Annotated in this window: 19 protein-coding genes; 9 read left to right on the top strand and 10 right to left on the bottom strand. The window is 39.6% G+C overall.

Features of this window, described 5'->3' with window-relative positions; translation table 11 throughout:
• Positions 1–218: 218 nt before the first annotated feature.
• A complete protein-coding gene (locus ACH63V_RS13980) occupies positions 219–1,649 on the top strand; it encodes an OmpP1/FadL family transporter (RefSeq protein WP_396463833.1) in 1,431 nt (476 codons plus the stop codon).
• A 56-nt stretch (positions 1,650–1,705) separates the two neighbouring features.
• Here the strand turns inward: ACH63V_RS13980 and thrH are convergent, their stop codons facing one another.
• Entirely contained in the window at positions 1,706–2,323 is a 618-nt protein-coding gene (gene thrH / locus ACH63V_RS13975; protein WP_002051289.1) for a bifunctional phosphoserine phosphatase/homoserine phosphotransferase ThrH, read from the bottom strand.
• A 184-nt stretch (positions 2,324–2,507) separates the two neighbouring features.
• Between thrH and ACH63V_RS13970 the strand changes: the two genes are divergently transcribed.
• Positions 2,508–3,242: a phosphoadenylyl-sulfate reductase gene (locus ACH63V_RS13970; protein WP_396463832.1), complete on the top strand. Its 735-nt coding sequence runs from the start codon at positions 2,508–2,510 to the stop codon at positions 3,240–3,242.
• A gap of 172 nt (positions 3,243–3,414) precedes the next feature.
• Complete coding sequence (locus tag ACH63V_RS13965) at positions 3,415–4,800, top strand: wax ester/triacylglycerol synthase family O-acyltransferase (protein WP_343569632.1); 1,386 nt, start codon at positions 3,415–3,417, stop codon at positions 4,798–4,800.
• Positions 4,801–4,827: 27 nt separating this feature from the next.
• Here ACH63V_RS13965 and ACH63V_RS13960 read toward each other — a convergent pair whose 3' ends face one another.
• The 6 genes from ACH63V_RS13960 to ACH63V_RS13935 form a co-directional block, all read right to left on the bottom strand.
• The gene (locus tag ACH63V_RS13960) at positions 4,828–5,001 is read right to left on the bottom strand and encodes a PA1571 family protein (protein ID WP_002116397.1); all 174 of its coding nucleotides are present in this window, start codon (positions 4,999–5,001) and stop codon (positions 4,828–4,830) included.
• Positions 5,002–5,142: 141 nt separating this feature from the next.
• Complete coding sequence (rng, locus tag ACH63V_RS13955) at positions 5,143–6,597, bottom strand: ribonuclease G (protein ID WP_004712131.1); 1,455 nt, start codon at positions 6,595–6,597, stop codon at positions 5,143–5,145.
• Between the two features lie 113 nt (positions 6,598–6,710).
• Positions 6,711–7,271 (bottom strand): Maf-like protein, encoded by a 561-nt coding sequence (locus tag ACH63V_RS13950; protein ID WP_263614492.1) that lies wholly within the window; start codon positions 7,269–7,271, stop codon positions 6,711–6,713.
• Complete coding sequence (mreD, locus tag ACH63V_RS13945; protein WP_396463831.1) at positions 7,259–7,750, bottom strand: rod shape-determining protein MreD; 492 nt, start codon at positions 7,748–7,750, stop codon at positions 7,259–7,261. The genes ACH63V_RS13950 and mreD overlap by 13 nt, the downstream gene beginning before the upstream one ends.
• A complete protein-coding gene (mreC, locus tag ACH63V_RS13940; protein ID WP_233930479.1) occupies positions 7,737–8,594 on the bottom strand; it encodes a rod shape-determining protein MreC in 858 nt (285 codons plus the stop codon). Before mreC ends, mreD begins: the two co-directional genes overlap by 14 nt.
• A gap of 16 nt (positions 8,595–8,610) precedes the next feature.
• The gene (locus tag ACH63V_RS13935; protein ID WP_000601379.1) at positions 8,611–9,651 is read right to left on the bottom strand and encodes a rod shape-determining protein; all 1,041 of its coding nucleotides are present in this window, start codon (positions 9,649–9,651) and stop codon (positions 8,611–8,613) included.
• Between the two features lie 133 nt (positions 9,652–9,784).
• Between ACH63V_RS13935 and gatC the strand changes: the two genes are divergently transcribed.
• The 5 genes from gatC (at position 9,785) to ACH63V_RS13910 (ending at position 14,421) form a co-directional block, all read left to right on the top strand.
• A complete protein-coding gene (gatC, locus tag ACH63V_RS13930) occupies positions 9,785–10,099 on the top strand; it encodes an Asp-tRNA(Asn)/Glu-tRNA(Gln) amidotransferase subunit GatC (RefSeq protein ID WP_000107699.1) in 315 nt (104 codons plus the stop codon).
• Positions 10,100–10,152: 53 nt separating this feature from the next.
• The gene (gene gatA / locus ACH63V_RS13925) at positions 10,153–11,631 is read left to right on the top strand and encodes an Asp-tRNA(Asn)/Glu-tRNA(Gln) amidotransferase subunit GatA (protein WP_005064409.1); all 1,479 of its coding nucleotides are present in this window, start codon (positions 10,153–10,155) and stop codon (positions 11,629–11,631) included.
• On the top strand, positions 11,631–13,100 hold the full coding sequence (gene gatB / locus ACH63V_RS13920; RefSeq protein WP_004705806.1) for an Asp-tRNA(Asn)/Glu-tRNA(Gln) amidotransferase subunit GatB: 1,470 nt from the start codon (positions 11,631–11,633) through the stop codon (positions 13,098–13,100). The genes gatA and gatB overlap by 1 nt, the downstream gene beginning before the upstream one ends.
• A gap of 110 nt (positions 13,101–13,210) precedes the next feature.
• On the top strand, positions 13,211–13,675 hold the full coding sequence (locus ACH63V_RS13915) for a hypothetical protein (RefSeq protein WP_396463830.1): 465 nt from the start codon (positions 13,211–13,213) through the stop codon (positions 13,673–13,675).
• Positions 13,676–13,842: 167 nt separating this feature from the next.
• Positions 13,843–14,421 carry a DJ-1/PfpI family protein gene (locus ACH63V_RS13910; protein WP_396463829.1) on the top strand — a complete coding sequence of 193 codons (579 nt, stop codon included), beginning with the start codon at positions 13,843–13,845 and terminating at the stop codon, positions 14,419–14,421.
• Between the two features lie 80 nt (positions 14,422–14,501).
• Here the strand turns inward: ACH63V_RS13910 and ACH63V_RS13905 are convergent, their stop codons facing one another.
• The gene (locus ACH63V_RS13905; protein WP_396463828.1) at positions 14,502–15,020 is read right to left on the bottom strand and encodes a hypothetical protein; all 519 of its coding nucleotides are present in this window, start codon (positions 15,018–15,020) and stop codon (positions 14,502–14,504) included.
• A gap of 83 nt (positions 15,021–15,103) precedes the next feature.
• Positions 15,104–16,171 (bottom strand): DUF1176 domain-containing protein, encoded by a 1,068-nt coding sequence (locus tag ACH63V_RS13900; RefSeq protein ID WP_263614496.1) that lies wholly within the window; start codon positions 16,169–16,171, stop codon positions 15,104–15,106.
• A 126-nt stretch (positions 16,172–16,297) separates the two neighbouring features.
• Here ACH63V_RS13900 and ACH63V_RS13895 point away from each other — a divergent pair, with 126 nt between their 5' ends.
• Entirely contained in the window at positions 16,298–17,047 is a 750-nt protein-coding gene (locus tag ACH63V_RS13895; RefSeq protein WP_311070032.1) for a DUF4850 domain-containing protein, read from the top strand.
• Between the two features lie 42 nt (positions 17,048–17,089).
• Here ACH63V_RS13895 and sbmA read toward each other — a convergent pair whose 3' ends face one another.
• Positions 17,090–18,286 (bottom strand): peptide antibiotic transporter SbmA, encoded by a 1,197-nt coding sequence (gene sbmA / locus ACH63V_RS13890; RefSeq protein ID WP_263614498.1) that lies wholly within the window; start codon positions 18,284–18,286, stop codon positions 17,090–17,092.
• Positions 18,287–18,365 lie beyond the last annotated feature (79 nt).

Below are 18,365 nucleotides of genomic sequence, written 5' to 3'. Positions count from 1 at the left end.
CCTTCATATTTCATCCTTTATTGACTTTTTTTGTATAAAAAGTGAGTACTCTTCAGTTCATATAACAGATTTACTCTTAGTGTAATTATGCTATTTTTGTTACATGGAGTTATCAAAGCTTTGAAACTTGTAATTAAAAGCTTTGAAAGCAACACAGTTTAAACGGTTTAACTCTGTTACTTTTAAAAAAATGTCTTGAAGTTCAAGGAAAGATTAAAATGAAATTAAAACATCTGAGCACTGCAATGATTTTAGCAACGCTGCCTGCAACTGGGGTTTTCGCAGCAGCTTTGGATCGCTCTGGACAATCGATGTCTGCATTCTTACAACCGGGTAACTATTTTGAAGCAGGTATTTCTATCTTAGATCCAACTGTAGAAGGTAAAGAAGCAGGATCAAGCGCAACACGTCGTAATATTGACGATATGGGCAATGATTACTACTTTCCAAGTGCAGCATTAAAATTACAACTTAACGATAAATTCTCTTTCGGTTTGCTCTATGACCAACCATTTGGAGCAGATGCAGAATATTCAGGTAACAATGTATTCGTATCTCATCCAGGTACTGATACAGTTTTATCAGCAGCAGCTGTTGATGGTCTTGTTACCAAAAAAGCAACTGAGGCTTTACAAGCAAAAGGTTTACCTGTAAATGACCAAACTTTAGCTTTAGCAAAAGGTCAAGTTCTAGCAAGTGACAATTTTAAAGCATTAGCTGGGGCTCTTTCTGCAGCAAATAATTATTTAGGTAATGGTGGAACTAAAGTTAAAGTTGATACGCAAAACTTATCTTTTGTATTTGGTTATCAACCAACTAAAAACTTCAATTTCTACGCAGGTCCTGTATTACAAACAGTTAAAGGTAATGTAAGTTTACGTGGCCAAGCATATAGCCTTTATAATGGTTATGATGCAAATATTAAAGAAACTACAGGAGCTGGTTGGTTAGCAGGTGCTGCTTATCAGATTCCTGAAATTGCGCTTAAAGCTTCTTTAACTTATCGTTCTGAAATTGATCACAAAATGGATATTAATGAAAATTTATCTTTATTAAACTTCCCTGGTCTTACTTCAGTACTTGGTGGTTTAGATGTTCCAGCATCTAAACTTCAAGCAATTAACACATCTGGTAAAACTACAATTACTACTCCACAGTCTGTTAACCTTGATTTCCAAACAGGAATCATGGCTGATACAGTTGCATTTGCCAATGTACGTTGGGTGAACTGGAAAGATTTCTCAATTCAACCATATAAATTTGGTAAAGTTTCAGAAGCTGTAGGCGGTCTTGTTGGTCGTCCAAATGGCTTTAACTTGGTTGAATATTCAGACGATCAATGGACAGTGAATGCTGGTGTAGGTCGTAAACTCAATGAAAAATGGGCAGGTAATGTTTCTGTAGGTTGGGACTCTGGTGCAGGTAACCCTGTAACTACATTAGGCCCAACAGAAGGTTACTGGAACGTAGGTGTAGGTGTTCAATATAGCCCTACTCCACAAACATTTATTGCTGGTGGTGTGAAATACTTCTGGTTGGGTGATGCTAAAGCACAAACTGGTGCCCAAGCTGGTAGCGATCAATATGTTGCAGAGTTCTCTGACAACAACGCGATCGCGTATGGTTTAAAACTTGGCTATAAATTCTAAGTTTCGAACTCATTCATATAAAAAAGGCGCTTAAAGCGCCTTTTTTATTGTTCATCTTAGGCAGGAATATTACGCTGAGAAACTGAACGGATTGCTTCTTTTAGTGCATCATAGCCATTAATTGCTGGGAACTGTGGAAACTCAGCAATGACATTTGCAGGTGCATCAAACAAGAAGCCATGATCAGCTTCACCAAGCATTGTTGTATCGTTATAAGAGTCACCAGCAGCGATTACACGGAAATTTAAACCGTGAAGTGCTTTAACTGACTCACGTTTTTGGTCTGGTTGGCGTAGTTTATAAGCCGTAATCATGCCATTTTCGTCAGTCTCTAATTTGTGACAGAAAATTGTTGGCCAACCTAATTGCTTCATTAAAGGATGAGCAAACTCATAGAAAGTATCGGACAAAATCACCAGTTGGAAATGATTGCTCACCCATTCAACAAACTCTTTGGCGCCTGGTAGCGGTCCCATCTCCGCAATCACTTCTTGAATGTCGTTTAGGCCTAAACCGTGTTGTTTTAAAATATTCAGACGCTGAGTCATTAAAACATCATAATCAGGAATATCACGAGTTGTTGCTTCTAGTTCTTTAATCCCTGTTTTTTTTGCGAAATTGATCCAGATTTCAGGAACTAAAACCCCTTCAAGATCTAGGCATACGATTTCCATGAATGCTTCCAACGTTGGTTAAAAATTGCTGTATCATACCATTAAGATTTTCAGATTTGCGCTGTTATTGATCAAATCAATTTTATTCATAAGGATCGAAATTAAAGTGCTAAGCAATTTATTCACTATCCTTTAGAATATTTTTCATAACTCAATGCGCCCAAGCCTTTTGCCAGGAACACCCATGACCGTTATTCCGACTATTGATATCGTTGATGCTCTCGCGGCTGAATATGCAGCTAAAAGCCCACGTGAGATTTTAGAACTTGCATTAAGCCAACAAGGTGAAATCGCAATTTCGTTCTCTGGAGCAGAAGATGTAGTCTTAATTGATATGGCTTCACGTTTAGGTAAACCCTTCCGTGTTTTCAGCCTTGATACTGGGCGTTTGCATCCTGAAACTTATCAATTTATTGAAACTGTGCGTAAGCATTACAATATTAATATCGAGATTTGCTTTCCTGAATCTGAAGCTGTGCAAAGTATGGTGAATGAAAAAGGCTTATTTAGTTTCTTTAAAGATGGTCATCAAGAATGTTGTGGTATTCGAAAAGTTCAACCTTTACGTAAGAAACTTGCGACTTTAGATGGCTGGATTACAGGCCAACGTAAAGATCAAAGTCCTGGTACACGTACGGAAATTCCTGTGGTACAAGCTGATGCTGGTTTCTCAGGCCCAGGCAAGCAACTCATTAAATATAACCCACTTGCGAACTGGTCTAGCGCCGATGTGTGGAGTTACATCCGTATGATGGAAATTCCATACAACTCTCTACACGAGCGTGGTTTTGTTTCTATTGGCTGTGAACCATGTACACGTCCAGTACTTCCAAACCAGCATGAACGTGAAGGCCGCTGGTGGTGGGAAGAAGCAACGCAAAAAGAATGTGGCTTACACGCAGGCAACTTAAAAAAATAGTCTGGTATAAAAAAACCACTGATGAATCAGTGGTTTTTTTTACAGTTATATCTCGTACACAAAGTCATATTTAATCTGTAATAAACGCTATATACTAAATTTTACGGTTCTATAATTCTAATAAGAGCTCAGTTAAGGGCTTCTTAGAAAAAAGCATGAGGCACAACGAGTTATGCGTCCATTACACCCTATTGATTTTATTTTTCTATCACTAGAAAAACGACAACAACCGATGCATGTTGGCGGATTGTTTTTATTTGAAATTCCTGAAAATGCCCCTGAAACTTTTGTTCGTGATTTAGTAGAAGAAATTCGTCAATCAAAAAGTATTCCTGTCCCACCTTTTAATAACCGCTTGAATGGCTTATTTTGGGATGAAGATGAAGAGTTCGATATCGATCACCATTTCCGTCATATTGCCCTGCCTCACCCTGGCCGAATCCGTGAATTACTGGTGTATATTTCGCAGCAGCACAGCTCTTTAATTGACCGAGCAAAGCCTCTTTGGACGTGTGACATTATTGAAGGGATCGAAGGAAATCGTTTCGCGATGTACTTTAAGATTCATCATGCCATGGTAGATGGCGTTGCGGGTATGCGCTTAATTGAGAAATCGCTATCAAAAACACCACAAGAAAAACATGTGGTTCCACTTTGGTGTGTAGAAAGTAAAAGAACAAAACGCTTAAAAGTACCAAAACCAAGTACTAGTAAAATCAAAAGTATTTTAGGAGGCATCAAGTCACAGCTTGAAGTTACACCTAAAGTCATGCATGAGTTATCACAAACCATTTTTAAAGAGATGGGGAAAAATCCCGACTATGTATCGACTTTTCAGGCTCCCGTTTCAATTTTAAATCAGCGTGTAAGTGCTTCACGTCGCTTTGCAGCTCAATCATTTGAATTAAGCCGTCTTAGAAAGATTTCTAAAGCACTTGGTGTAACCATTAATGACGTCGTACTTGCTGTTTGTTCAGGTGCCCTACGTGAATACCTGATTAGCCATAATAGCTTGCCTAAAAAGCCTCTTATTGCCATGGTGCCCGCTTCACTACGCACAGATGATTCTGACGTGAGTAATCGTATTACGATGATTCTAGCGAATTTGGGGACCCATAAAGACCAACCTCTAGAACGACTCGAAATTATTCGTCGTAGTATGCAAAATTCAAAGCAACGCTTTAGCCGCATGACTGCAAACGAGATTTTAAACTATAGCGCTGTGGTTTACGGTCCAGCAGGTCTAAACATCATGTCTGGGATGCTTCCTAAGCGTCAGGCATTCAATTTAGTCATTTCCAATGTACCAGGCCCACGTGAGCCACTTTATTGGAATGGTGCGAAGTTAGATGCACTCTACCCTGCTTCTATTGTCATGGATGGACAAGCACTCAATATTACGATGACGAGCTATTTAGATAAGCTTGAGGTAGGTTTAACAGCATGTCGAAATGCTTTACCTAAAATGCAAAACCTTTTAACTCATCTTGAAGATGAGATTCAACGTTTTGAAGAAATTATTGAAGAGAAACATCTGAAACATCATTCAGCGAGTTAAAAAATTAAGGGGCTTTGAATTGGCCCCTTATTTTTTGATTGTGCGGCACTGGTTAAGCAACTGATGACATACTGAGCGAATCATTGCAGTTGTGATCGGTACTTCTTTACCTTGGTCATTCAACATATAGCAGCTATTTACTGGCGTGCTTTCTAAAACATGTTTAAGACCGTTGCTAATTAAGTTTTCACTTACATTCATGGGTTATACCTCTTATTGTTTGCTAAGACGTTTTAAATGGGGAGAACGTCTAGGGCTACTGTACGTAAGTAGTATTTAAAATTCATGAATGAAAGTAAAATTTCAGTTGTAACAAGGATTAAGCGATATCTTGTTACAACTTTAACTTAAAATGATATCGTATTGCTCTTGCGTATATAAATTTTCGACCTGAAATTTAATAACTCTGTTGATAAAGTGCTCTAAATCAGCCACTGCAGGGGCTTCTGCAGTTAATAATCGGTCAATCACAGAAGGATGGGCAACAACAGTAAAGCCACTCGTTGACTCAAATGCACGCGTATATCGTAATATCTCTCGAAATATTTCGTAACACACTGTCTCTGCTGTTTTGACAAAACCACGCCCCTGACACGTTGGACACGACTCACATAACAAGTGTTCTAACGATTCACGTGTACGTTTACGTGTCATTTCGACTAAGCCAAGTTCAGACACTTGTGTGATTTTGGTTTTGGCATGATCACGTTCAAGCATTTTTTCAAATTGACGCATCACCTCTTCACGGTGAATCGCTTCTTGCATGTCAATAAAATCAATAATGATAATACCACCTAGATTTCGCAATCTAAGCTGACGTGCAATGACTTGAGTCGCTTCCATATTGGTTTTAAAGACAGTGTCTTCAAGACTACGACCACCGACATAAGAGCCTGTATTGACATCAATCGTAGTCATAGCCTCAGTCTGGTCAATCATTAAATAACCACCAGACTTTAGGGCAACACGTGTTTGTAGCGCTTTTTGAATATCTTCTTCAACGTTATAAAGATCAAATAACGGGCGCTCACCTGGGTAATGAATCAGGCGACTTTGCATGTTCGGAACAAATTCATCTACAAACTCACGCAGTTTGCCGTGAATCTCTCTCGAATCGACATAAATCTTTGCAGTTTCTTCACTTGCCAAATCACGAATAATTCGTTGTGGTAGTGGTAGCTCTTCAAAAATTAAAGAAGGAACTGCAACATCAACTTGTTTACGCTGAATATATTCCCACAGTTTACTGAGATAACACATATCCTGAGCAATCTCAGCATCATCTACGCCTTCTGCAGCAGTACGAACAATCACACTACCAGGTAGATTATGCTCTGCCTGAATACCTTCGATGATATTACGTAAGCGTTCGCGCTCTTCTTCAGACTCAATACGCTGTGAAACACCAATATGGTTACCATATGGCATAAGAACTAAATAGCGAGAAGGAATTGAAAGATCTGTACTCAGGCGAGCGCCTTTCGTACCAAGCATATCTTTCATAACCTGAACGGTTAAAATTTGCCCCGGATGAAGTAATTCAAAAACATTAGGTGTTGGCTGTGAACGAGGCCAAACCATATCATTAATATGCAAAAAGGCTGTTCTAGATAAGCCGATATCAACAAAAGCTGCTTGCATGCCTGGAAGCACACGGACAACTTTACCTTTGTAGATATTGCCGACAAGTCCTCGTTTCACTGTACGTTCAACATACAGCTCATTAACAGTTCCATTTTCGATTAATGCCACCCGACACTCCATAGGTGTGACATTAATAAGTAGTTCTTCTGACATACATAAACTCAAAGCATTATAAAATTTTTATTAAAGAGTCAGAGGGACTGTTAATGTAGCTTTGTCCACTATTCATCGACAATGCAATTCAATCAAGAATTATCAACAACCCCTTATGTCTTCACTCTTTTGAATAACTGTGAAAATTCGTACAAAGGAAGCCCTACCACATTACTATAACTTCCTTGAATTTTGGGAATATATTGCGAAGCAATTCCTTGAATTGCATATGCACCGGCCTTCCCTACAGGTTCTCCTGTGGCCCAATAGTCTTCCATATCTTGCGTAGTCATTGATGCAAACTCAACTTGTGTTTGCACTACTTCACTCAAGATTTGCTGCTGTGTCGCAATACAAATTCCGGAAAACACATCATGCCAACGGCCAGATAATAGTTTCCAAATTTCAAAAGCATGCTGTTTTGAGTCAGGTTTACCAATAATCTGACCATCAAGCCCAAGACTTGTATCGGCAGCAATAACAATTGAATCTGGAAAAATATTTAATACGGCTTGAGCTTTTTCTCTTGCCAAACGCTCAACATATTGATGAACCAGCTCACCGTCATGAACAGATTCATCAATATCAGGGCTATAAACTTCAAAATTTAAGCCCAGCTGTTGTAAAAGCTCTCTGCGACGCGGAGAACTGGAAGCTAAAATTAAATGCGCCATTTTGCTAAACAATAGTAAACAACAGGCCAAGTTAAGATGCTTATTATTAACGGTTGCCAATGTCGAGCAATCGAAAAATGAATGCCGCCCATGGTTTGGGTTACCCACATAAATGCCAAATGAGCAATAATCACTAAAATGGCAATCGTCCATAAATTAACGAAAGTTAAAATTCGACGTTCACGTATTAAAAATCGGGTCACAAAGGTAACAATAACAAAACTTAAGGCATTTAAGCCCAAAGGTGCATCAAGCAAAAGGTCTGTAAAAATTCCCATGCCAAATGCAAACCACACCCCACACCATGTTGGTTGGCAAACGACCCAAAACAACATGATCATAAGCATGAACAATGGACGCCAGCCAGAAATATCGTAGGAAAGCGGGTAAACCATGAGCACAGAACCCACGATAACGGAAAGAATAATTCCCCATAGTGGATCTTTACGCTTCTCACGTTTCAATTTAGCGATCGGCATAAGGTTGCTCCTTCGCTAATGAGTCAGAGAAAAGCACAACCACGTGATGTCCTGTTGCAAGTTGAGCAGCTGGCGTAATATCAATTTCAGCAAATTCACCTGAATTATGCCGACGGATTTTAGCCACCGTACCCACTGCATAGCCTGCTGGGAAATGCTCACCTAAGCCCGAACTTAATACTTTATCACCGACCTGAATATTTGCACTGGTTGGAACGTATTCCATTTTCAAACGACCTAAATCACCAGTTCCCGAAACAATCGCACGCATACCTGTACGCTCTAAACGAACAGAGAGTGAATGCTCTTTGTCAGAAAGTAGCATCACACGTGAACTATGAGGATATACATTGATGATTTGCCCCATAATCCCTTTATCATCCAGAACCGTTTGACCAATCTTAAGGTGATCCATTGAACCACGGTTAATAATGATAATGTGACGTAGCGGATCGGCATCTGTTCCAATTACTTCGGCAATTTCCATACGGCCATCAATAATTAATGGCGTATCGAGTAAACCGCGTAATCGGGTATTTTCAGCAGACAATTCAGACAGTTTCTGCAAACGAACCTGAGCCTGTAACAACTCAGCCTGCATTGCAGTGTTTTCACGGCGCAGTTGTGTTTCAGATTTAGTTTGTTGATTCAGCCATTCTCTCGACAGTACTGGATAGCTTGCAAGCGCATAAATTGGATTATATGCAGCGTACAAGACATCCCTTGCTGGCTGAATTACATAAGGCATGCGCCAATCAAAGAACAGCACAACCAAGCATGTAATGACCGCAATAATGAACGAGCGGAAAGATGGCGGCTGTCTTGAAAAAATATTCGGTTGCACCGCCTAATCCTTAAACTTAACCGACGAAAAGCATGTCATGGTTCGGGTTGTCGAAGAATTCTAATACTTTACCACCACCACGGGTCACACAAGTAAGAGGATCTTCAGCAACAACAACTGGTAAACCAGTTTCTTGCGCTAATAATTTGTCGAGGTTACGAAGTAACGCACCACCACCTGTCAACACAATACCACGCTCAGCAATATCAGAAGAAAGTTCAGGAGGAGTTTGTTCAAGAGCAGATTTCACCGCGCTTACAATGCTTTGTAACGGATCAGAAATCGCTTGAGTAATTTCGTCAGAAGTGACAGTAATTGCACGAGGTACACCTTCTGCAAGGTTACGACCACGTACTTCAATTTCTAATGTCGTACCATCAGAAACAGCCATACCTACTTCTTTTTTAATGATTTCTGCTGTGGTTTCACCAATTACGCAACCGTGAGCTTTACGAACATAGTTAATGATTTGCTCATCAAATACATCGCCACCAATACGTAAAGAATCGGCATAGACACAACCCTGCAATGAGATAATTGCAATTTCAGTTGTACCACCACCAACATCCACAACCATAGAACCACATGCTTGTTCAACTGGCATACCAGCACCAATTGCAGCAGCCATTGGCTCTTCAATTAAGCGCACATCACGGGCACCCGCATTAAATACGGCTTCACGAATTGCACGGCGCTCGACCAAAGTTGATTTACATGGTACACATACAACTACACGAGGTGCAGGTGGGAACAAACGTTTTTCGTGAACTTTACCAATGAACTGATTCAGCATGGTTTCAGTCACTTCAAAGTCTGCAATTACACCGTCTTTCATTGGACGAATTGCAGAAATATTTGCAGGCGTACGGCCTAACATTTGTTTCGCATCCAGCCCTACAGCAGCAACAATTTTTTGTGAACCACTGTGACGAATTGCCACAACTGTTGGTTCATTTAATATAATGCCGCGGCCTGGTGCATAAATAAGTGTATTTGCTGTACCTAAATCAATGGCTAGATCCGGCGAAAACAAGCCAATTAGTCGTTTTAGAATCACGGTTCGTTCTCAGTTAAACTTTCATGTGGATGCAAGGTGGCAACTTTAAACTAAATGTGATGATTTGAACAAGTCAATCGCTTATTATAACGCACGATATTTTGAAAATTTTTAATACTGATTAGGTGATGTTATGTCTACATCGGATGCACAGCATTCAGCAGATTTAAATGCACAAACAGTTTCAGCAATCGCCAATCTTGCTCGATTGTCGCTCAATGATACGCAATCTGCTGAATATGCTCAAAGTCTAAATAAAATTTTAGGCATGATGGAAACCTTAAAAGGCATTGATACGGAAGGCGTAGAACCTTTGAAGAGTCCTTTTGACAATCCTCAACCTTTACGTGCTGATGTGGTAACTGAAAGCAATCATCGAGATGAATACCAAGCTGTTGCACCTGCAACTCAAGATGGTTTGTATCTTGTTCCTCGCGTGATTGAATAACTTTTAGTCAATTAATCCATCTTCCCAATTTTGAATGTAAAGAAATTTTACTCATGACTGATTTACATCGCTTATCAATTCGTGAACTTGCTGAAGGCTTAAGCCAAGCAAAGTTTTCATCTCGCGAATTGACTGAACACTATTTAAAACGTATTGCTAAAATTGACCCACTGGTAAAAAGCTACGTGACGGTTACTCCTGAACAAGCACTTGCTGAAGCCGACGCAGCCGATGCAGCTTTAAAAGCGGGTAATGCAACCGCTTTAACGGGTATTCCACTTGCGCATAAAGATATCTTTTGTACCAAAGGTATTAAAACCACTGCGGGTTCAAAAATATTAGATAACTTTATCTCTCCTTATGATGCAACTGTTGTTGAAAAAACTAAAGCAGCTGGTCTTGTCACTTTAGGTAAAGTGAACATGGATGAGTTTGCGATGGGTTCAACTTCTGAAAGCTCATATGTTGGCGCAACAAGTAACCCATGGGCGCTTGATCACGTGCCTGGTGGCTCATCAGGTGGTTCTGCTGCGGCTGTAGCAGCTGATTTAGCACCTTTCGCTACGGGTACTGATACAGGTGGCTCAATTCGCCAACCTGCTTCTTTTTGCGGTTTAACAGGCTTAAAACCGACCTATGGTCGTGTATCTCGTTTCGGGATCATTGCTTATGCATCATCTTTAGACCAAGCGGGTCCAATGGCACGCTCTGCTGAAGACTGTGCTTACCTCATGAATGTAATTGCAGGTCACGATGCAAAAGACTCAACTTCGGTTAAAAAAGAAGTTGATGACTACGTTGCAAATTTAAATGGCACATCTGTAAAAGGTTTACGCATTGGTATTCCTAAACAGTACTTTAACGTTGCAGGCTTAGATGCAGACGTTAAAGCACGTGTTGAAGAGTCTTTGAAAAAGCTTGAAGAAATGGGTGCAACACTTGTTGAGATCGATCTCAACATGACTGAAGCCTATGTACCGACGTATTACCTCATCGCACCAGCAGAAGCATCATCTAACTTGTCACGTTATGACGGTGTTCGTTACGGCTACCGCTGTGAAAACCCAGCAGACTTGATGGATCTTTATAAGCGTTCTCGTTCAGAAGGCTTTGGTCCAGAAGTTCAACGTCGTATTTTGATTGGTACATACGCGCTTTCTGCGGGTTATTACGATGCTTACTATGTAAAAGCACAAAAAGTACGTCGCTTAATTCAACAAGACTTCTTAAAAGCATTTGAAAATGTAGATGTGATTGCGGCTCCTGCTGCTCCAACAACTGCATATAAGATTGGTGCGAACTTAAGCCCAACTGAAATGTATTTAGGCGATATCTATACACTTGCAGTGAACTTAGCAGGCTTACCAGCGATTAATGCTCCTGTTGGTTTTGATAAAGACAGCTTACCTGTAGGCTTGCAGTTAATTGGTAACTACTGGTCAGAATCGCAACTATTGTCGATTGTTCATCAATACCAACAAAATACCGATTTCCATACTCAACGTGCGGCAATTGCTGAGGAGAATGCATAATGGCTGAAGCTCAAAAGTTGAAATTGATTGACGGTTGGGAAGTCGTTATTGGTATCGAGATTCACACTCAGCTTGCAACTAATTCTAAAATTTTCTCTGGTTCATCGACTGAATTTGGTCAAGACCCAAACACACAAGCGAGCCTTGTAGACTTGGCAATGCCGGGTGTATTGCCTGTTTTAAATGAAAAAGTAGTTGATCTTGCTATCCGCTTTGGTTTGGGTATCGATGCATACATCGACCAAGCTTCAGTATTTGCGCGTAAAAACTACTTCTACCCTGACTCACCAAAAGGCTATCAAATTAGCCAAATGGATAACCCGATTGTGGGCTTGGGTCACATCGACATTCAACTTGAAGATGGTACGACTAAACGTATTGGCGTAACTCGTGCTCACCTTGAAGAAGATGCGGGTAAATCTGTACATGACCAATTTGAAGGCATGTCTGGCATTGACTTAAACCGTGCTGGTACACCTTTACTTGAAATCGTTTCTGAACCAGACATGCGTTCAGTTGAAGAAGCTGTTGCTTATATCAAAGCGATTCACACATTAGTACGTTGGTTAGGTATTTCTGACGGTAACATGGCAGAAGGTTCATTCCGTGCGGACTGTAACGTGTCTTTACGTCGTCCGGGACAGCCGTTTGGTACACGCTGTGAGCTTAAAAACCTCAACTCATTCCGTTTCATTGAGCAAGCGATCAATGTTGAAATTGAACGCCAAATGGAAATTTTGGAATGGGGTGGCGAGATTGATCAAGAAACTCGTTTGTTCGATCCAAACAAAATGGAAACGCGTTCAATGCGTTCTAAAGAAGAAGCGAACGATTACCGCTACTTCCCAGATCCAGATTTGTTACCAGTGATTATTGCAGATGAGCAAATCGAAGCTGCTCGCGCCGCTCTCCCAGAGCTTCCTGCCGCACGTCGTGCACGCTTTATCGCAGACTTTGGTGTAACTGAGTACGATGCACATGTACTTACGCTCTCACGCGAAATGGCAGACTTCTATGAAGCTGTTGTGGCTGCTGCTGGCGGTGCGAAGCAAGGTAAAGTATCTGCAAACTGGGTAATGGGCGAATTCTCTGGTGCTTTAAACAAAGCAGGCTTAGATTTGGCTGACTCACCTGTTTCTGCTGAACAGCTTGGCGGCATGATTGCACGTATTGTTGACAACACCATTAGCGGTAAAATTGCTAAACAAGTCTTTGGCTTTATGTGGGAATCGGAAGGTAAATCTGCCGATGACATTATTGCGGAAAAAGGCTTAAAGCAAGAAACCGACACAGGTGCAATTGAAGCGATCATTAAAGAAGTGCTTGCAGCCAATGAAAAAATGGTTGAAGAGTACAAGTCTGGTAAAGAAAAAGCCTTTAACGGTCTTGTTGGTCAAGTCATGAAAGCATCTAAGGGTAAAGCTAACCCTGCTCAAGTAAATGAATTAATGAAAAAACTGATTGGTTAAACTAATCTATTTTTTTAGAAAAACCCGCTTTAGAGCGGGTTTTTATCTATTTCAAAAACTCAATCAATCCAAAATAATTTTTAAACTAAAACCATTCTGATAGGTTATCCATGACAAATAAATTACTTATTACGACCTCTTTATTGTTAATAAACTCGACACTTTTTGCTCAAACGGTTCAAGTCCCAAAGAGTGAAGTAGCATCTATTTTTAAAGCTGCAAATTTCAAAAAAACAAAACATGGCTGGAAAGGTAACTGTGATACTGGTGAAATTATTTTTTATAAAGATTTAAATGGTGATGGTCATAAAGATGCGGTTATTCAAGATAGTAGCACTATGTGTTATGGCAATACGGGTGTTGGCTACTATATTGTTTCCCAGCAAAAAGATGGTCAATGGAAAAAATTATTTAGCGACTCTGGCATCCCCACCTTTTTGAAAACTAAAGGCAAAGATGGCTGGCCTGATATTGAAAATGGGGGGACAGGCTTCTGTTTTCCTATTTATCGATGGAATGGTAAGGAATACACCCTTAACCGTCGTGAATATGAAGGTAAAGCTTGTGAGTTATAAAAAGCAGACCCCATAAATTTAAAAGCCTCGATTTATCGGGGCTTTTTTATATCCGTCTAAAGCACTCTTCGACTAAAGAATGAGCTTTTTCCTAAAAATCACACTACCGTTATGCTAATTTAAATTAAAAATAGAAATCACTTATATTTTAAAAAGAGGGATAAATCATGTCTAAAAAGATTTTAATGTTGGTCGGTGACTATGCTGAAGATTATGAAACTATGGTCCCTTTTCAGTTCTTAACAGGTTTAGGTTATACCGTGCATGCTGTTTGTCCAAATAAAAAGAACGGAGACCATATTGCAACCGCTATTCATGATTTTGAAGGCGAACAAACTTATAGCGAAAAACGAGGCCACAACTTTGCAATTAACTATGATTTTGATGCCGTTAATACCGAAGACTATGTAGGCCTAGTCATTCCGGGTGGTCGTGCACCAGAATATTTACGTATGAATGATCGCGTTGTCGAAATTGTACGTGAGTTCGATCGAGTGAAAAAACCAATTGCAGCCTTATGCCATGGCGCTCAGTTACTCGCTGCAGCAGACATTTTAAAAGGCCGCCTCTGTTCTGCTTATCCAGCATGTGCTGTTGAAGTAAAACTCGCAGGTGGTCAATATGCAGATATTGCTGTAACTGATGCTGTTACAGATGGACATTTGGTGACAGCGCCAGCTTGGCCTGCACATCCAGCTTGGTTAGCTCAATTTGTGAAAGTTTTAGGCGCTAAAATTACTCTCTAAATTGACCTATTCATCCCAATTAAAATAAAGCCTGCTAATTAGATAGCAGGCTTTATTATTAAAATAGAAAACTAGATTTTTTATCTTGTAATTCCCAGCTTATTCCAAATCTCTGGTGTTAAAAACGTTGTCACCAATTTGTTTAAGTCGATATAGCGCAATGTGCCCTGCAACTGCTGTTTAACGGCTGGGTCTTTAACAATATCTTCACCAGCACTTTGACCTAACTGTTGGAAAGCTTCACCAACTGCCTTCACGCCTTCTGCCTTAATCACAGCTTTAGTTTGGGTAGAACATTGCTCCACAATTATCCGCTGTAAAACCTGAGCCAGTTTTTGGTCTAACTGGTCTTTTTGCTCAGGTGTTACATTACTAAATGCTTTTAAATCGGGATGAGCCGCTAAAGCTGTAAACGTCCATTGAAGCACCGTGGTTTTATCAGAAGCTGTTGTCGCTTTAACAAGACAATCACTGAGTTGATCGACCGTTGGACCAGCCATTGCAATTTGTGTTGTACCTAGTACAGCCGCCGCCACACATATTGAACGACTCAGATGTGAAAACTTATAGCGAGCAATAGCGTAAAGATGACGTGACATAGGTCTAGCTCCAATAAACAATCTGTTCTTTTTATCACAGAGTCACCAAAGTTACCTGTTATGACTCTGTAACTGTAAAATACTTACTTTACGACTGATTCAATACGATCAAGCTCCCACACCCCACCTGCGGCCAAGCCTTTGCACATACCCGTCCACATATCCTTAGTATGCACAAAACTCTTGCCATCCCAGACCCATTCTTCACTTGCCCAACAATCTCCAATACCTCGTCCCTTTTGAGAACTGCTGATCATACCGCTATCGAAATCTGAAGCGGACTCGGTCACAAACGTTGCCTTACCATTTAAAGACTCATCGAGTACCCAAGCTCCATACCCTTCGTTATAAGCCCCTCTCCAACACAATGTAGTCGCCAGAACTTTTTGATTGGTTAATTTATATAGGTCAATTTCTTGTGGTTCAGCTCCATCACTATTACCGCCATAAACGCCTTCACAAAAGCCGTCTTCTTTCGGATTCGGTTTAGCTGCCATCAGGCTACGGTATATTGTTTGGTACTGTTTATTTTTTGGCTGTAAAGTTAAGTAAGGTTTAGTTGCCGTTTTAATACGTTTTACAACTAGTTTTGGTTCAGGCATCAGCACTTGATTTTCATTGGCACTGCCCTTTTTGACTAAAGCACCAACGGTCCCAATACGCTTCTGAAAATCATCCATTTTTAATAACACAGCAGTCATACCAGCATCAGAAATTTTCCATTCATGTTGCGCATTTTTAAATACAATTTCAGTTTTCTGTTTAGACTGCTGCAGTACAGCATTGGCTTGTGAACTAGTTAATTTACCCATAATTGGCAGCTCAGTACCATCTACAGCCACAAGCCCTAAGTCTTTGCCATTGATATAAAAATGGATATTTTTAAGCTGATTTGCAGGCATGCTTTGTTCATAGTCAGACAAAGCAAACTCAACTTGCACAGGTTGTTTTGGCCCTGCTTTACGCGTTATTAAAATTGAAGCTGGATTATCACCATTGTCTTCATTTTGATAGCCAGCAGCCTTACAAGTACCCGTATTACTACAATAGATTTCCCACTCTTGATGAGAAAATGAAATGCCTTTAATATCTTGAGCAAAACTATAAGAACTTATTGCTGCTAAACAGCAAATTGAAAGTATATTTTTCATTTTTCCATATCTCTATAAATCTGTTTTTATTATGAAATTAAAAACAGTTTTCAATTTTGAACTACCTTATAGTTTAAAAGAATATGTTAGATTTATATAAGATTTTAAATTGATTACTTTCTAAAAATGAAAAAATTAAATTTTTTATTATGCACGGCATTGGTAAGTCTCACTTCAACTGCTTATGCAGAAGTAAAAAGCTTTACTCCTCTTTTTCCAAAGTTTGATAGCTCTGATGCAACCCGCAAAGCAGATAATCAGTTCTACAAGCTTGGAGAAGCAAATTTTTTAAACGGCGTTACAGTCCCTTTTTATGGCGTTACTGCACAAAACCCAATGGAGGATGGTTTACTTAAAGATTTTGAAAAATGCACACCTAAAAGCTGTAATTTTAATTTTAAACTCGATGCTCAACATGCCAAACAACTCAAGCTTCTTGCATTACCTGAAATAGGATTAGTACTGGTTCCACGTAACTGGCAAGATGTAGAAGCAAATGCAGGTGCGAATGGAACTGGTTTTGCTTTAGCAATGAGTCCAGATCAAAAACAAGCGATAGAGCTTTATGACTCTTCTTTTTGCGTTGGGTGTGGATTACCAAATGCAACGCTGTATTTTCCTGAACTTTTAAAAGAAAGTGTTGAAGATGATTTTGGCGGTTTTAAAGACCCTAAAAAACTCATTAACATCGTTCATCCCTCAAAAAAAGTGGCTTTTTTTAGTTATCAAATTCCACAAATGAACAATAAAACGCATGGTATTGCCAAATATTATGATGAGGACACGTTCAACTACAAAGAGATTCAAGTCACCTTAGATAAATCTCAGCAATCATTAGTTGGTCCTATTCTTAATTTTTATAATGCAACTCATTAAATATTTGTACCTATAAAAAAACCCGCTTTCGCGGGTTTTCATTTATTTATGCAATATTGATTCAAAAGCTTTTAAACGCTTGTAAATCGAAAGTAACTCAATAATGGTTTTCCATGAACTAATTAAATATTGGAATGATTCACGAACCTTATCAAATACACCACCAATTTGGTTAATTAAGCCTAACGTCATCTTCCCACTCGCAATTGCAGGGAATAAGACCACTAGACTATATAAAATGTCTAATTGCTTATACCAAGTTGCTACCAAGTTAAAGTAAGCATAATGAAAATAGAGACGGAAATAGTTTGTACGGACTCGACTGAAAAGCTCTTTTAAAGTAGCTGGTTTTGCACGGTCGACATGATCTTCACCATAAACCAATTCTTTACGATAAGCTGCTTCTACTTTTTGATTGTTAAATTGTAGACCAGGCAATTTAATACCAACAACCATTAATAAAATGGTACCAAAAGCAGCCCATACAATTGCAGCCCATACCAAAGAGTGGTTTAACTCACCAACAATTGGTAAAACAGGAACGTGTTTAGAGAGCTGAAATAAAATAGGTAAAAATGCAATTAAAATCATCACAGCTTTTACCAGTTCAACACCTAAGTCCTCCATAATAGTCGCAAAACGCATGGTGTCTTCTTGTACACGCTGCGAAGCACCTTCAATATGGCGAAGCTTTTCCCAATGTTCCGTGTAGTACTCATTCATTGCCGTACGCCAACGAAATACATAGTGACTTGTAAAAAAAGCATTAATGACAGCTAAGGTTACAGCGACCATTGCAATATAAAGAAAAACTAGAGTTTCACTGTATAGTGCAGAGAGATCTCCACCTCCATCAGAAAGCATTTTTTGAATTAAGTCCCAAAACGGTACATACCATGCATTAATGGCAACACTGACCTGAACACCAAACCAGATGTTAAATAGAATAAAAGCAGAACCCCAAATGGACCATCTTTGCCAAGGATTATTGGAAACAATTTTCCAAAAACCAGCAAACAATGCTGTAGAGACTAAAAACCAGACATAAAACCATAAGAAAGTTGGAGACCAAAAACGGCTAACACCAACAGGTAATTGAGCTTGATGATAGCCTTGAGCAAAGCCGATAAAAGTTCCCCAAGTGTTTCCACCTGTGTACCAGAGCACCATATTTAGTGCGATCCAAATAACCGCCGATATAAAAAAATATCGTGGTGACGGAAAAAATGATTTGAACATTGAGTGTTGTTATCCCTATATTTCTTCAAATTTGCAATGAAGAGAATACTAAAACCTAAACCTTAAAATTGTGAAGGGC

Source organism: Acinetobacter sp. ABJ-A23_2 (genome assembly GCF_044538765.1).
Classification (GTDB): Bacteria; Pseudomonadota; Gammaproteobacteria; order Pseudomonadales; family Moraxellaceae; genus Acinetobacter; species Acinetobacter nosocomialis_A.
This window is presented reverse-complemented; position numbering and strand designations above follow the sequence as displayed.